The organism is Bacillus sp. AFS023182 (genome assembly GCF_002560575.1).
Classification (GTDB): Bacteria; Bacillota; Bacilli; order Bacillales; family Bacillaceae_G; genus Bacillus_A; species Bacillus_A arachidis.
In genome coordinates this window covers 101,441-120,387 of record NZ_NTRO01000018.1, presented here as the reverse complement: position 1 = coordinate 120,387, position 18,947 = coordinate 101,441, and the positions used below count along the sequence as shown (strand labels likewise).

Genomic DNA, 18,947 nt, shown 5'->3' with positions numbered 1-18,947 from the left:
TCGGAGGGGTAGCGAAGTGGCTAAACGCGGCGGACTGTAAATCCGCTCCTTCGGGTTCGGCAGTTCGAATCTGCCCCCCTCCACCATTTACATTTTATATAGGGGTATAGTTTAAAGGTAGAACAGAGGTCTCCAAAACCTCCGGTGTGGGTTCAATTCCTACTACCCCTGCCAAATAAATACAACATGGCGGTTGTGGCGAAGTGGTTAACGCACCGGATTGTGGCTCCGGCATTCGTGGGTTCGATTCCCATCAGTCGCCCCATTTTTTTAAAAATTTACAAATTAATTTAACTATGATAGGATATTTAATGTCTTACTTAAATATTAATTGTAATAAAATAAGAATTGTAAACATATAGTGTATTAGTAATTCGATGGGCTATAGCCAAGCGGTAAGGCAACGGACTTTGACTCCGTCATGCGCTGGTTCGAATCCAGCTAGCCCAGCCATTTTTGCGGAAGTAGTTCAGTGGTAGAATACAACCTTGCCAAGGTTGGGGTCGCGGGTTCGAATCCCGTCTTCCGCTCCAAATTTAATATGGCGGCATAGCCAAGTGGTAAGGCAGAGGTCTGCAAAACCTTTACCACCGGTTCGAATCCGGTTGCCGCCTTTCTTATTATGCCGATGTGGCGGAATTGGCAGACGCGCACGACTCAAAATCGTGTTCCTTCGGGAGTGTCGGTTCGACCCCGACCATCGGTATCAAATAACGTGAAAAAAGACTTTAACAGAAATGTTAAAGTCTTTTTTTTGGATTTTTTAGCATAGCAAAATAATAGGAGAGCGTGTGCATCGAATCGTGTACGTGAGCAATTATAAGGGAGCGTAATATATAGGTGGAATTTTTATCCCGCTATTTGCGGGCAGTAATACTCCCACCTCAAAACTCAGCGAAAGTATTGTCCAGTTCCAGTGGCTAGAATGTTCGATGTTTTCGCTTCTTCCTGCGAGGCAAAAAACACCTCTACGTCAGAAGCTCCATCCTCCTCACATTCTGGACGAGAGCCACTTCCACTTTTCTTTAAGAAGTTAGGTGGGAGATAAATTGCCCGTAAAAGCCCGATTGGTGAGGGCTAATAATCAGCGGGGGATGAAGCCCCCCACTGATTAAAGTTTCACTTTATCCTGTTATTCGTGAGCAGTATAATTGAAAAATGACTTTTGTGCTAAACAACATTACACTGTAAAATCATGTTATTTGAGTGTTAAACTCGTAATGAATTATAGAATTAAGGTATAATATAATTTGGGAATGAACTAAATTATATCGATGTATATTATGTCAATAATGTGAGTCGATAATGAACTTTTTGTATTTATTTTGAAAAAGTGTTGAATAAACATTATATTTCATATTAATATTTTTTATGTAGATTTAAACGTGAAAGAGAGTGGAACAGAATGGGTCGTAAATGGAATAATATTAAAGACAAAAAAGCATCAAAAGATGCAAATACAAGTCGCGTATACGCTAAATTTGGACGTGAGATTTATGTAGCAGCAAAACAAGGTGAGCCAGATCCAGAATCAAACCAAGCTTTAAAAGTTGTACTTGAGCGTGCAAAAACGTACAGTGTGCCAAAAACAATTATTGACCGTGCAATTGAAAAAGCAAAAGGTGGTTCAGAAGAAAATTATGACGAACTTCGTTATGAAGGATTTGGACCAAACGGATCTATGGTAATTGTAGATACACTTACAAATAACGTGAATCGTACTGCAGCAGATGTACGTGCTGCGTTTAGTAAAAACAGTGGTAATATGGGTGTAAATGGATCTGTAGCATATATGTTTGATGCGACAGCTGTTATTGGACTTGAAGGAAAAACTGCAGATGAAGTGCTTGAAATTTTAATGGAAGCAGACGTAGATGCACGTGATATTTTAGAAGAAGAAGAGGCAGTTATCGTTTATGCTGAGCCTGATCAGTTCCATGCGGTACAAGCAGCGCTTAAGGATGCTGGTATTACAGAATTCACAGTTGCTGAACTAACAATGCTTGCACAAAGTGATGTAACACTTTCAGAAGATGCACAAGTACAATTTGAAAAAATGATTGATGCATTGGAAGATTTAGAAGATGTTCAACAAGTCTACCACAATGTAGATTTAGGGGAATAATATATGAAAAAGAGACCTTTTGTTATTTAGAGCAGAGAGTCTCTTTTTTTATTCCATATGAGACATGGAGAATAGATCTTTATGATTTGATAGGAAGATTATAGGTTATTTCAGTTATTATTAATTTAAGAAGGACAAATGATTTGAGGGGTTATCAAATCATTTGTCCTTTTTAAAATATATTGTGGAATTAAAAACGTCTAGTATGTTGTTTAATCGGTAAGACTAGATAAGATAGTAGAGTAAAAAGTATGCATGGTCATATTGATTGTAAGAACGTTTGTTTGGTGTTATATTTATATTGTTCAAAGTGGAGTATTATATTCATTTTTTTAGAAATACTGTAGAAAAAAGGTTAGCAAGGGACCGACTAAAACTAAAAACTTGCCAGGTGATATAATAGAAGAAGGATGGATATGTGATTTTAAAGCAATTCATCTGAATATATTATATCCATTTTGATTTTATGACATATAAGCCGCGGCCATGAAAATAAAAAGGAACATCCGCTCTTTTCCCCTTTATTTTCAAGTGCCATAGAGCTAAAAAGTACTGGCTGCTTCTATATATGGCCGGATTCTCTCTCCAAACTAAAAAGAAGGTATTATGTCGTTTTTTAATTGGGATGTATATAGAAGCTTGCTACTTTTTCTGATAGAATATGTATTTTATAGCTTACAACATTGTAAGGTAAGTGTAAGAGAAATCAATTGGTGATTGCATTAAGAAACAGTATTCTTAATATAAGGGTTATTATAAGCTGCAAAGAAAAGAGGTGTGAACGATGAAAGAACGAGTACTATCTAGGGTTAACTATCATCAAAAGGTTTCATTCAATCCAATTTCAAAATTTCTTTATAAAGCTATTATTTTATTATTACTACTTAGTTGTACATTATTGTTAATTGGAAATGTAATGATTGAACGAAGTGATATTAGTAAGCTACATGTACCCGCTAAATTAGAGATGCCAGAATCTCTGGCTCAGGCATTTATTGCGACAGAAGATAAAAGGTTTTATCACCATAATGGTCTAGACTATATAGCAATTGTTCGAGCTTCTATTGAAAATATAAAAGCTGGTGGTATTGTACAGGGCGGAAGTACAATTACACAACAGCTTTCCAAAAATGCCTTTTTATCCAATGAACGTACATTTTCTCGTAAATGGAAAGAGATTTTTTATACAAAAAAAATTGAGCGTACATTTACTAAAGAGGAAATTTTAAAATTATATGTAAGCAATATTTATTATGGAGAAGGTGCGTGGGGGATTGAAAAAGCATCCCAGCTATACTTTGGTAAAAGAATAAATCAATTAACATTGAGTGAGAGTGCAACGATGGCCGCTGTTGTGAAAGCTCCTGCTTATTATTCTCCTGCTCAGAATTATGATAAAGCAGTAGAAAGACGAAATGTCGTTTTGAAATTAATGGAACGAGAGGGATACATTAGCCATGCTGAATATATGCAAGCAATTGGTGAAAAATTAGTAATTCGTCATGATATTGCAACGAAGCATTCGTTGCAAAAAGTAGCCCGTAATAAGGCAGTAAGCTAAAAGTGAAGTTCCATAGAGAGAACTTCGCTTTTTTGAATAGAATAGCCAAAGAGGAGACACAATATTGACACATTTGTTATGTTTTTGGAAATTATGTGAGCGTGTTCATTGCACGACCTGTATAAGTATTGATATTATGTGTAATGTGTACAACAATGTATACAGAATATAAATTTAAAGAGGAATGTATATGAAATCATCAAATAAAATCATGGCTCTTGGTATAGTTTTTTCTATCGCAGTATTGATTGTAATCGGGACAATTGCGTACAGTATCATAAATGATAAAAAAGATAAAGGGGATGAGATGTTTGCTTATTCTACCCAGCAATCTTTAGGGAAGAAAGATGCTCCTGTTAAGGTTGTAGAATTTGGAGACTTTAAATGCCCAGCTTGTCGGACTTGGGATGCGACTGTATTACCTCGTTTAAAGGAAGAGTATATTAATAAAGATAAAGTACAGTTTTATTTCATTAACTTCCCATTTATCGGAAAAGATTCTGATTTAGGTGCTGCTGCTGGTGAGGCAATTTATAAACAGGACCCAGAATCCTTCTGGACATTCTATGATGAAATTTATCAAAGTCAGAAGAAAGATACTGAAAAATGGATTACAGAAGAACTACTTCTTAATATAGTGAAGGAAAAACTTCCGAAAGTTAATGTAGATCAGTTTAAAAAAGATTTACATAGCAAAGAAATTCAAGAGAAAGTACGCAAAGATTCAGACCGTGCACAAAAACTGAAAGTACAAGGTGCGCCTTCAGTATATGTAAATGGAAATCTTACGAATCCAGATTATGACAGTATAAAAAAGGCAATTGATAAGGAATTGAAAAAGTGATGAGTATACTCATCACTTTTTCGACTTTTTTCGATAAAATTCTTGCTTAGGCTTTTGGGACGTGCTATACTACTTTACATAAGTTATTCAGATAAATTATATTTTTTCATATTTGCGGGTGTAGTTTAGTGGTAAAACAAGAGCCTTCCAAGCTCTGGTCGAGAGTTCGATTCTCTTCACCCGCTCCAAATTTCATTTTATATCTCATAATAAATTGTGATCAACGCAGTGTTTCGTTTCTAAGATAAACGGGGCATTGCGTTTTTTAATGTTTGGAAATGAAGATTTTATACGAAAATAGAATTAAGAACTATGATGACGAAGTGAATTGCTAACCATCAGTAGGTGATTACTTGTTTGATGAGGATATGTATTCATCGTAGAAGGAGGCCAAGCATGGATTTTGAGCAATTAAAACAAGATGTAATAGCGTATAGTAAAACAATTGGAATAGATAAAATAGGCTTTACGAGTGCCTCACCATTTGAAGAATTAAAACAGCGTTTAATTCAGCAGCAACAATTAAATTATCAGTCTGGTTTTGAAGAGCCTGATATTGAAAAAAGAACAAATCCACAGTTATTATTACCAGGAGCAAAATCAATTATTGCAATTGCATTAGCATATCCATCAAAGTTGAAAAATGCACCGTTAAGTAAACGAGGAGAACGACGTGGTATTTTTTGCCGTGCTTCTTGGGGACAAGATTATCATCTTGTTTTACGAGATCGCCTGCAAAAATTAGAGGCGTATTTAATCGAGAGGCTCCCAGATATAGAAGTGAAATCAATGGTTGATACGGGAGAATTGAGCGATCGTGCGGTTTCAGAGCGTGCTGGTATTGGGTGGAGTGGTAAAAACTGTTCCATTATTACGCCAGAATTTGGCTCCTATGTGTATTTAGGTGAAATGATTACGAATGTACCGTTTCCACCGGATAAACCAATAGAAGATCAGTGCGGAAGCTGTACAAAGTGTATTGATATTTGTCCAACTGGTGCACTTGTACAAGGTGGACAATTAGATTCTAAAAAATGTATTGCCTTTTTAACGCAAACAAAAGGGTTTCTTCCAGAAGAATATCGGGATAAAATTGGAAATCGTATTTACGGTTGTGATACATGCCAAACGGTTTGCCCAAAGAACAAAGGGATGGATTTTCATAACCATCCAGAGATGGAGCCGGATCCAGAGCTTGTTAAACCACTGTTAACGCCATTATTAACGATAAGTAATCGAGATTTCAAAGAAAAATATGGCATTATGTCTGGATCATGGCGCGGAAAAAAACCATTGCAACGAAATGCGATTTTAGCTCTTGCTCATTTTAAAGAAACCACAGCAATTCCTGATTTAATTGGTGTTATGAAAGATGATCCAAGACCTGTAATTCGAGGGACAGCAGCATGGGCTTTAGGGAAAATTGGTGGTGAAGATACAAAAGTAGCAATTGAAAAGGCGATGGGACGTGAGAAGGATGAAGAAGTTATTCATGAGATGAATCGTGGTCTTGAAATGTTAGCTGAGAAAAAACAGTAGATAATACCTCTTTTTTTCATATTGTGTAATATGGGAGGGAGAGGCCTATGTTGGTAAAGAAACAGATTGAACAACAGATGCAACAATTTTTAGCGTATATTACAAATAAACGTGCAAGTGTTGATAAGATTCCGGCTGATTTACTACAGGTACTACAGCGAAAAAGAAATTTGTTTCAAAACCGTGATGCTGAAATTGTAAAAGCAACAGCAGATGTATCTTTTATAAGACAATTGAATAGTGAGCAATATCAAGAAGTAGATTATCAAGTTCATTTGAAATATTTAGTTCATCACCATGAATTATTTTATATGGAAGAAGAACAATTAGAACGGCGTATTTATCTGAAAGATGGGCGTATTGTAGAAGATAAAGATATAGAGGCAAAAGAAGTGAAAGTTCAAGGCGAAACATTAGAGCGTGAGATAACGAAAGGAAATTATGCTTCTAATCAATATAATCGATTAGAAGCTGTCAAATATGCAGAGCGTTGGTGGGATGATCGGAATCCATTGTATCGTAACTTTCCTGATAATTGTACGAATTTTATCTCACAGTGTTTACATGCTGGTGAAACACCAATGACTGGGTATCCTAACATTCGTAAAGGATGGTGGCAAAGGGAGAATCAATGGAGCTGGAGCTGGGCTGTTGCTCATTCATTTTATTGGTATTTATCGGGGGCTACAACAGGACTTCGGGCTAAAGCGGTAGAAAAACCAGAAGAACTTTTACTTGGTGATATAATTGTCTATGATTTTGAAGATGATGGTAGATGGAATCACACAACAATAGTTGTAGCCAAAGATGCAGACGGCATGCCACTTGTAAATGCCCACTCTGCTAATAGTCGCAGGCGGTATTGGAATTATGAAGATTCCAGTAAATATACGCCACAAATGAAATATAAATTTTTTCATATTATTAATGGGTAGAGATTTTTCAGTCAAGTGGTATAATACGTAGTAGACAAAAGATTGAGGTGAATATCACGTGGGAGTACATGTTGTTTTATATCAACCAGAGATTCCAGCAAATACAGGGAATATTGCACGTACTTGTGCAGCTACTGGGACAGAATTACATTTAATTAGGCCATTAGGATTTTCAACGGATGATAAAATGTTAAAACGTGCGGGCCTAGATTATTGGCAGTACGTAAAAATTACGTATTATGATTCGATTGAAGAATTTTATGAAAAAAATAGTGACGGTGAATTCTTTTATTTAACAAAGTATGGCGAAAAAGCACATACAGCGTTTGATTATAGTAAGCCTGAGAAGGATTATTATTTTGTATTTGGAAGAGAAACAAACGGATTACCAGCAAACGTAATCGAAGAAAACTTCGATCATTGTTTACGCATTCCAATGACTGACAAAGTGCGTTCTTTAAATTTATCCAATACAGCAGCAATTTTAATTTATGAAGCATTTCGTCAACAAAATTTTCCAGGTTTAGATTTGGAAATTGTATATTAAAAGTTGTATGTGATAGAGAACAAAAAGTGATGAGCCTAGGCTCATCACTTTTTGTTTGTACCAGGTTTATCATTATAACCTGAAGTGAAAATTGCAGTAAGAAATGTAAGTGATACACCTAAAATTAATAATAATTTCATATGAATCCTCCTTCTTCATATTTTAGCTAATTTGGTCGGGAGTTTATGTAGATTCTGTGGAAGTAAAGAAGAGATATTGGTGAAAATGAGGGAGAAGTTCCCTGATAAATTCATTATACCGAATTTTCTTTTAACTTTGGAATGAAATTTATAATGTTTGTAGAAGATTTCAGTTTGATTTAAAGAATGTTTAAGGACATCCTCGCATACCTTTTATAATAATCCGATTGAACAAGGAGATGGGGGAGGAGCTATAATGGATATTCTAAAGAAAATTGAACAACATCGAGAAGCAGAAGAACGTTTACAATGGGAAGGTACGTTTGCGGAGTATTTGGAGCTTGTTAAGGAAAGACCATGGGTGGCTCAAACTGCACACTCTCGCATTTACAATATGATTAAAGATGCTGGTATTGAGGAAGTAGAAGGTAGAAGAAAATATAACTTTTTTAGCAATCAGCTATTTGGATTAGAAGATGCATTAGAGCGTCTTGTAGAAGAATATTTTCATCCGTCTGCGAAACGTTTAGATGTTAGAAAACGGATTTTATTATTAATGGGGCCAGTTAGTGGTGGTAAATCAACGTTAGTTACTATGTTAAAACGAGGATTAGAGACATACTCGCGTACAGATCGCGGAGCCGTTTTTGCGATAAAAGGTTGCCCGATGCATGAAGATCCTCTTCACCTAATACCACATCATTTACGTGACGATTTTTACGATGAGTATGGTGTAAGAATTGAAGGGAACTTGTCACCATTAAATGTAATGCGTTTAGAAAAAGAATATGGTGGAAGAATTGAAGATGTAGTTGTAGAAAGGATTTTCTTCTCTGAAGATCGCCGGACAGGAATTGGTACATTCAGTCCCTCAGACCCAAAATCACAGGATATTGCGGACTTAACAGGAAGTATTGACTTTTCAACAATTGCAGAATATGGTTCAGAGTCAGATCCGCGTGCATATCGCTTTGACGGAGAGCTGAATAAAGCAAACCGTGGCATGATGGAATTTCAAGAGATGTTAAAATGTGATGAGAAATTTTTATGGCATCTATTATCACTTACACAAGAGGGGAATTTCAAAGCGGGGAGATTTGCACTTATTTCAGCGGATGAATTAATTGTAGCCCATACGAATGAAACAGAGTATCGCTCTTTTATTTCTAATAAGAAAAATGAGGCCTTACATTCAAGAATTATTGTGATGCCGGTTCCGTATAATTTACGAGCTAGTGAAGAAGAACATATTTATGAAAAGATGATTTATGAAAGTGATGTTTCAAATGTGCACATTGCGCCGCATACACTTCGCGTCGCAGCAATGTTTACGATTTTAACACGTTTGAAGGATCCGAAGCGCCCAGATATTGATTTAATTAAAAAGATGCGTTTATATGATGGAGAAATGGTCGAAGGTTATAATGCAATTGATGTAGAAGAGTTACAACGTGAATATCAGGATGAAGGTATGAGTGGTATTGATCCACGTTATGTTATTAACCGTATTTCCTCTACTATTATTAGAAAAGAAGTACCATCGATTAATGCACTGGATGTATTGCGCTCGTTAAAAGACGGGTTAGATCAGCATCCATCTATTAGCAACGAAGACCGTGAACGCTATATGAATTTTATTTCATTAGCACGGAAAGAGTACGATGAGATTGCTAAGAAAGAAGTCCAAAAGGCATTCGTGTATTCGTATGAAGAATCAGCTAAGACGCTTATGGATAATTACTTAGATAACGTTGAAGCATATTGCAATAAATCAAAATTACGGGATCCATTAACAGGCGAAGAAATGAGTCCAGATGAAAAGCTTATGCGTTCTATTGAAGAACAAATTGGCATTTCAGAAAATGCGAAGAAAGCATTCCGAGAAGAAATTTTAATCCGCATTTCTGCGTATGCACGTAAAGGGAAACGTTTTGATTACAACTCACATGAGCGTCTTCGCGAAGCAATCCAGAAAAAATTATTTGCTGATCTGAAAGATGTTGTGAAAATTACAACATCGACTAAAACACCAGACGAAAATCAGCTGAAGAAAATTAATGATGTTGTAGCACGCCTAATCGATGAACATGGCTATAATTCTTCATCAGCGAATGAATTGCTTCGCTATGTAGGTAGCTTGTTGAATCGATAGTTTGATAATAAAACGCTGTCTCTTATGAAACCAGAGGCAGCGTTTTTGTATCTATCTGATTGAAGTGATAAACCCCCACTATATAAATCCATTTTGATTTTCCAATATCTAAATTGCGGCTATGCAAACAAAAGAAAGTCAACACTCATTTCGTTCCTTTGTTTTTATATGGAATGGGGCAAAGAAGGAACCGACCGCTACTACGCTCGGCAGGATGCTCTCTTCCTACTAAAAATTAGGTTTTGGGTCGGTATTTCAATCTGTATTTATATCGTGAATGTTTCCTAGAGGCTTGTCCAAACATAATAAATTAAGGCGCAATTTTATGAATTTATTGTCAATTATTTTTACAATATGCATATGATAGAGTAACCAACCATTCATACAGAAAAAGCCAACACAATACAATATGTTGCAGAGTGAAGAAGTGTGCAACAATGAATTGTGTTTCTTTCTTATCAGATAAAGAAATTTCAATTTAAAATGGATGTTAAAGTCTTGTTAAGGAAGTTCGGGGGAATATGTAAACAAACTATGGTGCCTTATGATTCTGGAAAAAGTAAATTCTAATGAACAGATCTTTTGTAACTACTTTTGTTGCTAGATCATAACCTCAAATCCGTATATTACTGTTTATTAGAGAAAATAAGGGAAATTACAGTAAGGAGGGAAAAGGATGGGCGAAGAAAATCAACCAAATTATACAATTTCACAGGAAAACTGGTCCCTCCATCGCAAAGGACATGACGATCAACAACGCCATCAAGAAAAGGTGCAAGAGGCAATTAAGAATAACTTACCAGACCTTGTGACAGAAGAAAGTATCGTTATGTCTAATGGTAGGGACGTTGTTAAAATACCAATTCGGTCTTTAGATGAATATAAAATTAGATATAACTATGATAAGAATAAACATGTTGGGCAAGGAACTGGTAATAGTAAAGTTGGCGATGTAGTTGCAAAAGATGGATCAAGTGGCCAAAAGCAAAAGGGACCAGGAAAAGGGCAAGGCGCAGGAGATGCAGCTGGAGAAGATTATTATGAGGCAGAAGTATCTATTTTAGAATTAGAGCAAGCATTTTTTAAAGAGCTGGAGCTACCTAACTTAAAGCGGAAAGAAATGGATGAAAATCGTATTGAACATATTGAATTTAATGACATTAGAAAAACAGGATTATGGGGAAATATTGATAAAAAACGGACGATGATATCAGCTTATAAACGAAATGCCATGAATGGCAAGCCTGCTTTTCATCCGATTCGTCAAGAAGATTTGAAGTTTCGGACGTGGAATGAAGTGTTGAAGCCAGATTCAAAAGCGGTTGTATTAGCAATGATGGATACAAGTGGATCTATGGGGATTTGGGAGAAGTATATGGCACGTAGCTTTTTCTTTTGGATGACAAGATTTTTACGTACAAAGTATGAAACAGTAGATATAGAATTTATTGCTCACCATACAGAAGCGAAGGTCGTGACAGAAGAAGAGTTTTTTTCAAAAGGAGAAAGTGGTGGAACAATCTGTTCCTCTGTTTATAAAAAAGCACTTGAGCTTATAGATGGGAAGTATTCACCGGATCGCTATAATATTTATCCATTTCATTTTTCAGATGGAGATAACTTAACATCAGATAATGCTCGTTGTGTGAAGCTTGTGCAAGAATTGATGAAGGTATGTAATATGTTTGGGTATGGGGAAGTAAATCAGTATAATCGTCACAGTACACTTATGTCAGCTTATAAAAATATTAAAGATGAGAATTTCAGGTACTACATTTTAAAACAGAAAGCTGATGTATTCCATGCGATGAAGAGCTTTTTTAGAGAAGAATCAGGTGAGAAAATGGCGTAGCCCCTTTTTTAAGGGGTTTTTATTGTAAATAAGATTTGGGTGAAATAGAAATATATATATAACTTTACTTTTTATGTAAAATAGTATATTATATAGATATATAATATAACGGTTATTTTCTAGGAGGAGCCTGTCACCATAGGCTCCTCCTGTTCTTTTTTAAGCAGCCTGTCGTACAGGTTTTTCTTTTAAGATGAAATAACTGAAAATTACGAAATATAATTTTTGAAAGAGGTGAGGCATACATATAAGAAAGAGAGAAGCAATGGTGAAAGGAGGATAAGGCATGACATTGTTTGGTTATCCACTTGAAATAATTTATTTATATGGATTTATTATTACTACTATACTTACTGTTATTTATATCTTTTTTGGAGATATATTTGAATCCATATTTAGCTTCGGAGGAGGATCTATATCCATTGTAACGTTGCTACTCAGTTTCCTTGCAATGCTTTGTGGGTTTAGTTATATAGGTGAGTACTTATTTTCTTTGAATAGTATTGTTATTTTTAGTCTCTCTTTTGGTATATCCTTTATTGGTGTTTTTCTAATGAAGATATTGATTTTAAAACCAATTGCAGAAGCTGAACAAAATACAGTGCAACGTATGGATGAATTTGTTGGTTGCAAGGGAGAAGTGATTATTACAATACCAAAGGAAGGATTTGGAGAAGTATTAGTCTCTTCACAATTTGGAAGCAATGCGATACCAGCTAAGTCAATTGGAAAGAAAGATATTTTACAAGGAACAGAGGTCATGGTTGAGGAAGTTCAAGATGGTGTTTTGCTTGTAAAAAACATCGCTTATTCTTTAAAAAAACCAAAGTTATAAGGGGGAATATGAATGATTCCATTAATTATCGGTGGTGTACTACTCGCAATTTTACTTTTACTTATTTTGGTGTTTATTACAAAATACCGTACAGTTGGTCCAGATGAAGCATTGATTGTCACCGGGAACTGGCTTGGAGGCGGAAAGAACGTTGTTACAACAGATGATGGAAAGAAAATTAAAATTATTCGTGGTGGAGGTACTTTTGTCGTACCGATTATGCAACGAGCAGAACCTCTTAGTTTATTAAACTACAAATTAGAGGTTGGAACACGTGATACGTATACAAAACAAGGGGTACCAGTTACAGTAAATGGTGTTTCTATTATTAAAGTAGGCTCAACAATTGAAGAAGTATCGACAGCGGCTGAGCAATATTTAGGAAAAGAAACAGAAGAGTTAAAGATTGAAGCGAAAGAAGTGTTAGAAGGTCATTTACGTGCTATTTTATCTTCAATGACAGTGGAGGATGCTTATAGCAATAGAGAGCAATTTGCACAAAAAGTACATGAAGTTGCTTCGACAGATTTAAAGAAAATGGGACTTCGTATTGTCTCCTTTACGATTAAAGAAATCATGGATAAAAATGGTTATTTAGATGCTTTAGGTCAACCGCAAATCGCAACAGTGAAACGTGATGCAACAATTGCGAATGCGGAGCGCGAAAAAGAAGCACGTATTGAAAAAGCTCGTGCAGAAAAAGAAGCAAAAGAAGCTGAATATCAACGTGATGCACAAATTGCTGAGGCTGAAAAGCATAAAGAATTAAAAGTACAATCGTATAAGAGAGAGCAAGAGCAAGCTCGTGCTGATGCGGACCTTTCGTATGAATTACAGCAGGCGAAAGCACAACAAGGCGTTACAGAAGAACAAATGCGAGTTAAAATTATTGAGCGTGAAAAACAAATTGAATTAGAAGAAAAAGAAATTGCGCGTCGTGAAAAACAATATGATGCGGAAGTAAAGAAAAAAGCAGATGCAGATCGTTATGCAGTTGAACAATCAGCGGAAGCCGAAAAAGTAAAACAAATGAAAAAAGCAGATGCAGATCAATATAAGATTGAGGCAGAAGCAAAGGCACGTGCGGAAGAAGTACGTGTAGAAGGTTTAGCAAAAGCTGAAATTGAAAAGGCACAAGGGCAAGCAAAGGCAGAAGTTCAAAAAGCGCAAGGTACAGCGGAAGCGGATGTTATTAGGTTAAAAGGTTTAGCAGAAGCAGAAGCAAAACAAAAAATTGCGGAAGCATTTGAATTATATGGGCAAGCAGCAATTATGGATATGGTTCTTAAAATGCTTCCAAGCTATGCGAAAGAAGTTGCAAGCCCACTTAGCAATATTGATAAAATTACTGTTGTTGATACAGGCGGCGGTGGAAAAAACAGCGGCGCTGGAAAAGTGGCAGGATACGCAACGGATCTAATGGCAACGATGCAAGAAACATTAAAAGCTTCTTCTGGTATTGACTTAAAAGAACTATTAGAAAGCTTTGCTGGAAAAGGTACTGTGCAGCAAGCGGTAAGTGAGAAGCCTGTTGTGCAAGTAGTGGAAGAAAACGAGAAAACTGAAAAATAAAAGCGGAAGGCCCCTAGCATTAGGGGCCTTTTTAGGATCTAATGCAAAGAGAATATACTACATATATTTCTAGCGGAATTATATTCGATGATATCAGTGAAAACAATTGATGGATGAATTCCTTCAATTAGTTAAATTTAATTTGAATAAAGTAAATACAGATTAATGGAGAAATGATTATGTGTTAAACTACATTAAAATATATTTAATTATAATTCGTTACATAACTTGCTGCAAGAACATTAGGAGGATTAGAAAGATGAGGAAATTGAAAGCAGAGATATACAAGTATGGAAAGATTACTACCTTTTACTAAACAAGCTTATTTCAAGTGAGATTACAAATAGGATGAACTGTTGTGTATAGAGTAACTCAAACATTTTTATGGTCATATAAAAAATATTTTGTAACCCATTTTTATTTTTAACATTCTTTAAAGTTGATAAGAAGCAAGAAATAACTTAGGAAGGCTAATTATATCAGCACTATTTTGTAAAAGTATAATTTTATTTAGTGTGTTGTTATCGCAGTTTTTATAAGTAACTAAGGAGATTTAATGTATGAAAAAGAGAATTGTAATCATAGAAGATGAAGATAATATCCGAGACATATGTAAACGGTACTTGGAAAGAGAAGGATATGAAGTATACACCGCTGTAAATGGAACGGAAGGTTGGGATGTATTTCAGCAATATCAACCAGATTTAATTATTTTAGATTTGATGATGCCGAAAAAAGATGGTTGGGAATTATGTGAGGAAATTCGCCAATACTCTAATATCCCTATTATTATGTTAACAGCTAGGGGAGAGGAAAGAGATCGAATTTTAGGATTAACAATGGGTGCGGATGATTATGTGACAAAGCCGTTTTCACCTCGTGAATTAGTATTAAGGGTACAAATTATATTAAGAAGAGGAAATTATGTAACACCACAAACACAAGAACCGGTATCGGAAATGATAGAGTTTTTAGATTTGAAGATTTGTCCAACAAAAAGGCGTGTATTTGTTTGTGAACATGAAATCGAGCTAACTGTGAAAGAATTTGAGGTACTTTATCTAATGGCAAAACATCCAAAACAAGTATTTTCCCGTTCCCAACTTCTTGAACAAATTTGGGGTTTTGAGTATGAAGGATGTACAAATGCAGTTACTGTGTTAATGAGTCGCTTACGTGAAAAATTAGAGAAGCATACAACAAAGAGCCGTTGGATTCATACAGTTTGGGGCATTGGTTATCGCTTTGAGCCAGAGGAAGGAAGTCAAGCATGAAATTACGTAATCAATTGTTATTGATGAATCTATTAAGTACAAGTATCATGTTAATTTTTATTTGGTACAGTGAAAGGCGAATGTTACTTAGACCGGAACAAACAAAATTATTAATAGGAATTGTGATTGTAGCAATGATTGTTTCAACGATTATTTACTGGTTAATGACACGTCCTATTATGAGATCTATTCAAAATTTGATTGCATTAACCCAACAGTTTAGTGATAGGCAATTTGGAACGATGTACATAATAGGAAAAGAACCAGAAGAATTTAAGGAATTAGCGACAGCTTTTCAACAAATGGCTAAAAAATTAGAAGAAAGCTTTACTAAGTTAGAAAAAGGGGAGAAAGCACGTACAGAGTTAATTGCGAATATTTCCCATGACTTACGAACTCCTATAGCTAGTATACAATTGATGATAGAAGCGTTACAGGATGGTTTAATTGAGGAACCTAACATGAAAATGCAGTACTTAACGACAATTCTAAACGAAATACAAAGATTAAGTGGATTAATTAATAATTTGTTCGATCTTTCTAAGTTAGAACTTGGACAAGAAGCATTTCAGCCAAATTTAACACATGTAGATAGCATTCTATTAAAAGTACTAGATTCACATTCAATTTTACTAGAGGAAAAAGATATTCAGTTGCAATTGCAAGTTGCGGATACATTGCCACGACTTTGGATTATGCCATGTAAAATAGCACGAGTTATAGGGAATTTGTTACAAAATGCGATTCGGCATTCTCCTACGTTTGGAACAATTGAGTTAATTGTAGAGGAAAATAAACAGAAACAGCAAGTCAAATTCACTCTGCGTGATGAAGGAGAAGGGATTTCTTCCGATGACCAATTACGTATATTTGATCGTTTTTTCAGAACAGACCCATCAAGAAGTTCACAATCTGGAGGATCTGGACTTGGGCTCGCCATTGCAAAATCGCTAGTTGAAATGCACAATGGGGAAATTGGTGTTCAGGATCGTCCAGATGGAAGACAGGGATGTGAATTTTGGTTTACTCTCCCTGTTATATCAGAAAAGAAATAAGACGGTTGAAAGACTTTTGTAACATTTATGAGAGAGAAATGAAAGCTTTGTTGGCTATGATGAAGTTAATCTTACTAGTAGATGTTCGAACTCATCTAGAAAACAAGGAGAAAAATGACGATGAAGAAATTAAAACCAACACTTGGGGTATTAAGTGGTGTAACGATGGCGCTGACTTTAGCATCCCCTACTTTAGCTGAAACAACACCTGAACAAGGCGGAAAAGTGGAAACTTTTAAAGAAGATAAAAATATGAAGGAAGGGCAAAATATTATCTATGATGGTTCTGAAAAAAAAGGAATCATAATTATGGAAGAGCCTCAGGAAAATAATGACTGGGATAATGATGGCATTCCTAATGATGTAGAAGAAAAAGGATTTAAAATTGTATTTAATAAAAAGACAGGAAAAAATGAAGCCCAACTATGGGATCAACAGCAAGACTTTGGTGAAAAGAGATTTATAACAAATCCTAGGAGTGCAAACTCAGATGGAGACCCTTTTACAGACAGCTATGAAGTGGAGCATTATGGCAGTGATTCTGATGTAGATTTCAATCCTATGATTGCGAATGTACCAAATCTACAAATTGCTGTAAAACGCATCGATATTACTCCAGTTGCTAGTATTACAGATTCAAATGGTGAATCACGTACTAAGACTTGGGAAAAAAGTTTATCGGTACAACATTCTTTTAATATAGGTTTAGCTGGTGAAGCTGGTGCTGAGGGATCAGCAGCGGGTCCTGTACCTTCAGGAAAAGGATCGTTAAATGTGGGGTATGGTTATTCTAATACAAAAACGGAAACAGAAAGTATCTCTAATAGTTTTGATTGGTCAACAGCAACCACTGTTGATTCAGCTAAAGCAGCAAATGTGCGCTTTCATCTAGAATATAAAAATACGGGTACAGCATCTGCTGGAGATGTTTCACCTCACTTTAACATTCGATTAGGAAATAAAATTATCAATACTGTAAAGGCAACACAAGACCGTTATAAAGCAAACTTGTTAACTACAGAAAAAGGAGGGAACAATAAAACTGAAATTCTAATGGACAGTGTAGAAGGTCAAGCCGATGTGAAAATTTCCCTAACACTGGATGAATTAAAAGCAGTAGAACAAGGGGCACCTCTTTCTATTGAAGTATTGCCTACTAGTACGATGAATGTGTATACAATGAAAGATGGAAAATTTGAAAATTTAGGAGATTGGGCGCATTTTGCGTCTAATGTAAATGCTTCTACTACATTAGTAGAAACAAATTTGGGTTCTATACCAAAATTTAGAGTGTATACGCCAAAAAATGATAAAACAAAACCTGCTAGCGTTGATCATAATCTTTCACTGGACGAATTTTTTAAACATAGCGGGATAGATAGTTATGTTTGGTCAGTAAACGCTGTAGTGAATGGTCAGTTAAACAAAAATCTAGTTCGTTATGGTCCAAATCGGACTCTTTTAGAACGAGGTAAGAACCTTGGTTTCTTTGATAACCGCGCACTACGACCAACTCTATCATATAGCAGTTATGATTATAGCAAGAAAAAGATTTATGCATCGGTTATACCAGGTTTATTTAATATAAGTGAAGAAATCTTTGTTACGGTTAGAAATAAAGAAGGTGAGCAACAAAAGGTAAAGTTAGTTCGAAATAAGAATTCAAATGTGTATGAATCTAAAGAGAATGAACCTGTAGACTTAGCAGTAAACAAAAGAGCTCTTGGAGAAACAACAGTTAAGTTTGAACTCAATGATGTCCAAGATAATAAAACTGAAGTTTCTGTGCCCCTTGTTTCAAATAAAAGCTATCTAGAGGCTATCGATAAATTAGTAGTAGATAATTCCGGAGAACCTATTCTAGAAGGAAAACAGTACTATTTGAAGACGAATGTTAACATACGTGAAGGGGTACAGGAGAATTGGCACATTGGTTTAGACCAAACAATTAGTGGGCGATATGTACACTTTTCACCTCAGTCGAATTGGGATAGATTGAGACTCGGTCCTATACAAAAAGCAATACATGGGGCAGACATTCAAGCAACACCAGTAATGATAGAAAGAAAAGGACAGCCTAAACCAGGACAACCATTCAAAAAAGATGAAGAAGTGTTCCTTAAGTTTACTAGCAGTAGTTATAGTGGTTATCAGTATTTAAATATTGGAAATGGTTATGATTATAACTGGTTAGATACTGAAAACAATAGATCTTCTATTAAATTAGACAAGCTTCCTAATCAGAATAGCTTCTATCTAAAATCTGATTCTACTTATATCACATTTAGACAAAATAATTGGCTAAGTAGTGTTGCAGATAATGGTAGCGCCCCACTTGTAGCAGGTAGTGAGTTTATTTTAAAACCTGAGCATACAACTTCACCAGGTAATAACCATAAATGGGAATTAGAAAGTATTAAGTAAAGTAAGAGATTATAAGGCTGGAAGTCTGGTTTTAGAAGACTTAGCGACCTATGCATATTTGAAAGCTACGTGCGGTAACAATCAATAAAGGT

At 35.5% G+C, this 18,947-nt stretch carries 13 protein-coding genes and 8 tRNA genes; all 21 read left to right on the top strand.

Translation table 11 applies throughout. The features are described 5' to 3' along the window. Positions 1-2: 2 nt before the first annotated feature. A tRNA-Tyr gene (locus CN288_RS08605) sits at positions 3-86 on the top strand. Positions 87-100: 14 nt separating this feature from the next. Then, positions 101-174: transfer RNA gene (locus CN288_RS08600), tRNA-Trp, on the top strand. Positions 175-189: 15 nt separating this feature from the next. After that, a tRNA-His gene (locus CN288_RS08595) sits at positions 190-265 on the top strand. 113 nt (positions 266-378) lie between these two features. Further along, a tRNA-Gln gene (locus tag CN288_RS08590) sits at positions 379-453 on the top strand. A gap of 5 nt (positions 454-458) precedes the next feature. Next, positions 459-533: transfer RNA gene (locus CN288_RS08585), tRNA-Gly, on the top strand. A 10-nt stretch (positions 534-543) separates the two neighbouring features. Beyond that, positions 544-614, top strand: a tRNA-Cys gene (locus tag CN288_RS08580). Positions 615-624: 10 nt separating this feature from the next. After that, positions 625-706 (top strand) — tRNA-Leu (locus tag CN288_RS08575). 699 nt (positions 707-1,405) lie between these two features. Next, positions 1,406-2,125 (top strand): YebC/PmpR family DNA-binding transcriptional regulator, encoded by a 720-nt coding sequence (locus CN288_RS08570; protein ID WP_017149848.1) that lies wholly within the window; start codon positions 1,406-1,408, stop codon positions 2,123-2,125. Positions 2,126-2,909: 784 nt separating this feature from the next. Beyond that, positions 2,910-3,686 (top strand): transglycosylase domain-containing protein, encoded by a 777-nt coding sequence (locus CN288_RS08565; protein ID WP_090693072.1) that lies wholly within the window; start codon positions 2,910-2,912, stop codon positions 3,684-3,686. A gap of 190 nt (positions 3,687-3,876) precedes the next feature. Continuing rightward, complete coding sequence (locus tag CN288_RS08560) at positions 3,877-4,530, top strand: DsbA family protein (RefSeq protein ID WP_141527939.1); 654 nt, start codon at positions 3,877-3,879, stop codon at positions 4,528-4,530. A 114-nt stretch (positions 4,531-4,644) separates the two neighbouring features. Further along, positions 4,645-4,718, top strand: a tRNA-Gly gene (locus CN288_RS08555). Between the two features lie 208 nt (positions 4,719-4,926). Next, on the top strand, positions 4,927-6,069 hold the full coding sequence (gene queG / locus CN288_RS08550; RefSeq protein WP_098302121.1) for a tRNA epoxyqueuosine(34) reductase QueG: 1,143 nt from the start codon (positions 4,927-4,929) through the stop codon (positions 6,067-6,069). Between the two features lie 47 nt (positions 6,070-6,116). Beyond that, positions 6,117-7,004 (top strand): amidase domain-containing protein, encoded by an 888-nt coding sequence (locus CN288_RS08545; RefSeq protein WP_026593985.1) that lies wholly within the window; start codon positions 6,117-6,119, stop codon positions 7,002-7,004. Between the two features lie 58 nt (positions 7,005-7,062). After that, complete coding sequence (gene trmL, locus CN288_RS08540) at positions 7,063-7,551, top strand: tRNA (uridine(34)/cytosine(34)/5-carboxymethylaminomethyluridine(34)-2'-O)-methyltransferase TrmL (protein WP_098302120.1); 489 nt, start codon at positions 7,063-7,065, stop codon at positions 7,549-7,551. Between the two features lie 396 nt (positions 7,552-7,947). After that, positions 7,948-9,843: a PrkA family serine protein kinase gene (locus tag CN288_RS08530; protein WP_090693059.1), complete on the top strand. Its 1,896-nt coding sequence runs from the start codon at positions 7,948-7,950 to the stop codon at positions 9,841-9,843. 676 nt (positions 9,844-10,519) lie between these two features. Further along, entirely contained in the window at positions 10,520-11,695 is a 1,176-nt protein-coding gene (gene yhbH / locus CN288_RS08520) for a sporulation protein YhbH (protein WP_090693055.1), read from the top strand. 286 nt (positions 11,696-11,981) lie between these two features. After that, positions 11,982-12,530, top strand: coding sequence for an NfeD family protein (locus tag CN288_RS08515; RefSeq protein WP_026593981.1), 549 nt, complete (start codon positions 11,982-11,984; stop codon positions 12,528-12,530). Positions 12,531-12,542: 12 nt separating this feature from the next. After that, a complete protein-coding gene (locus CN288_RS08510; RefSeq protein ID WP_026593980.1) occupies positions 12,543-14,102 on the top strand; it encodes a flotillin family protein in 1,560 nt (519 codons plus the stop codon). Between the two features lie 560 nt (positions 14,103-14,662). Continuing rightward, the gene (locus CN288_RS08505; protein ID WP_026593979.1) at positions 14,663-15,376 is read left to right on the top strand and encodes a response regulator transcription factor; all 714 of its coding nucleotides are present in this window, start codon (positions 14,663-14,665) and stop codon (positions 15,374-15,376) included. Continuing rightward, positions 15,373-16,431, top strand: a complete 1,059-nt coding sequence (locus tag CN288_RS08500) for a sensor histidine kinase (RefSeq protein ID WP_026593978.1) — start codon at positions 15,373-15,375, stop codon at positions 16,429-16,431. The genes CN288_RS08505 and CN288_RS08500 overlap by 4 nt, the downstream gene beginning before the upstream one ends. A 120-nt stretch (positions 16,432-16,551) precedes the next feature. Continuing rightward, the gene (locus CN288_RS08490) at positions 16,552-18,855 is read left to right on the top strand and encodes a binary toxin-like calcium binding domain-containing protein (RefSeq protein ID WP_026593977.1); all 2,304 of its coding nucleotides are present in this window, start codon (positions 16,552-16,554) and stop codon (positions 18,853-18,855) included. Positions 18,856-18,947: the final 92 nt, after the last annotated feature.

What these genes read in the sequence shown, in the direction of transcription:
- CN288_RS08570 (WP_017149848.1), top strand. Translation starts at nt 1,406, where the DNA reads ATGGGTCGTAAATGGAATAATATTAAAGACAAAAAAGCATCAAAAGAT.
- CN288_RS08530 (WP_090693059.1), top strand. Translation starts at nt 7,948, where the DNA reads ATGGATATTCTAAAGAAAATTGAACAACATCGAGAAGCAGAAGAACGT.
- CN288_RS08545 (WP_026593985.1), top strand. Translation starts at nt 6,117, where the DNA reads ATGTTGGTAAAGAAACAGATTGAACAACAGATGCAACAATTTTTAGCG.
- CN288_RS08500 (WP_026593978.1), top strand. Translation starts at nt 15,373, where the DNA reads ATGAAATTACGTAATCAATTGTTATTGATGAATCTATTAAGTACAAGT.
- CN288_RS08490 (WP_026593977.1), top strand. Translation starts at nt 16,552, where the DNA reads ATGAAGAAATTAAAACCAACACTTGGGGTATTAAGTGGTGTAACGATG.
- CN288_RS08510 (WP_026593980.1), top strand. Translation starts at nt 12,543, where the DNA reads ATGATTCCATTAATTATCGGTGGTGTACTACTCGCAATTTTACTTTTA.
- yhbH (WP_090693055.1), top strand. Translation starts at nt 10,520, where the DNA reads ATGGGCGAAGAAAATCAACCAAATTATACAATTTCACAGGAAAACTGG.
- queG (WP_098302121.1), top strand. Translation starts at nt 4,927, where the DNA reads ATGGATTTTGAGCAATTAAAACAAGATGTAATAGCGTATAGTAAAACA.
- CN288_RS08565 (WP_090693072.1), top strand. Translation starts at nt 2,910, where the DNA reads ATGAAAGAACGAGTACTATCTAGGGTTAACTATCATCAAAAGGTTTCA.
- CN288_RS08505 (WP_026593979.1), top strand. Translation starts at nt 14,663, where the DNA reads ATGAAAAAGAGAATTGTAATCATAGAAGATGAAGATAATATCCGAGAC.
- CN288_RS08515 (WP_026593981.1), top strand. Translation starts at nt 11,982, where the DNA reads ATGACATTGTTTGGTTATCCACTTGAAATAATTTATTTATATGGATTT.
- CN288_RS08560 (WP_141527939.1), top strand. Translation starts at nt 3,877, where the DNA reads ATGAAATCATCAAATAAAATCATGGCTCTTGGTATAGTTTTTTCTATC.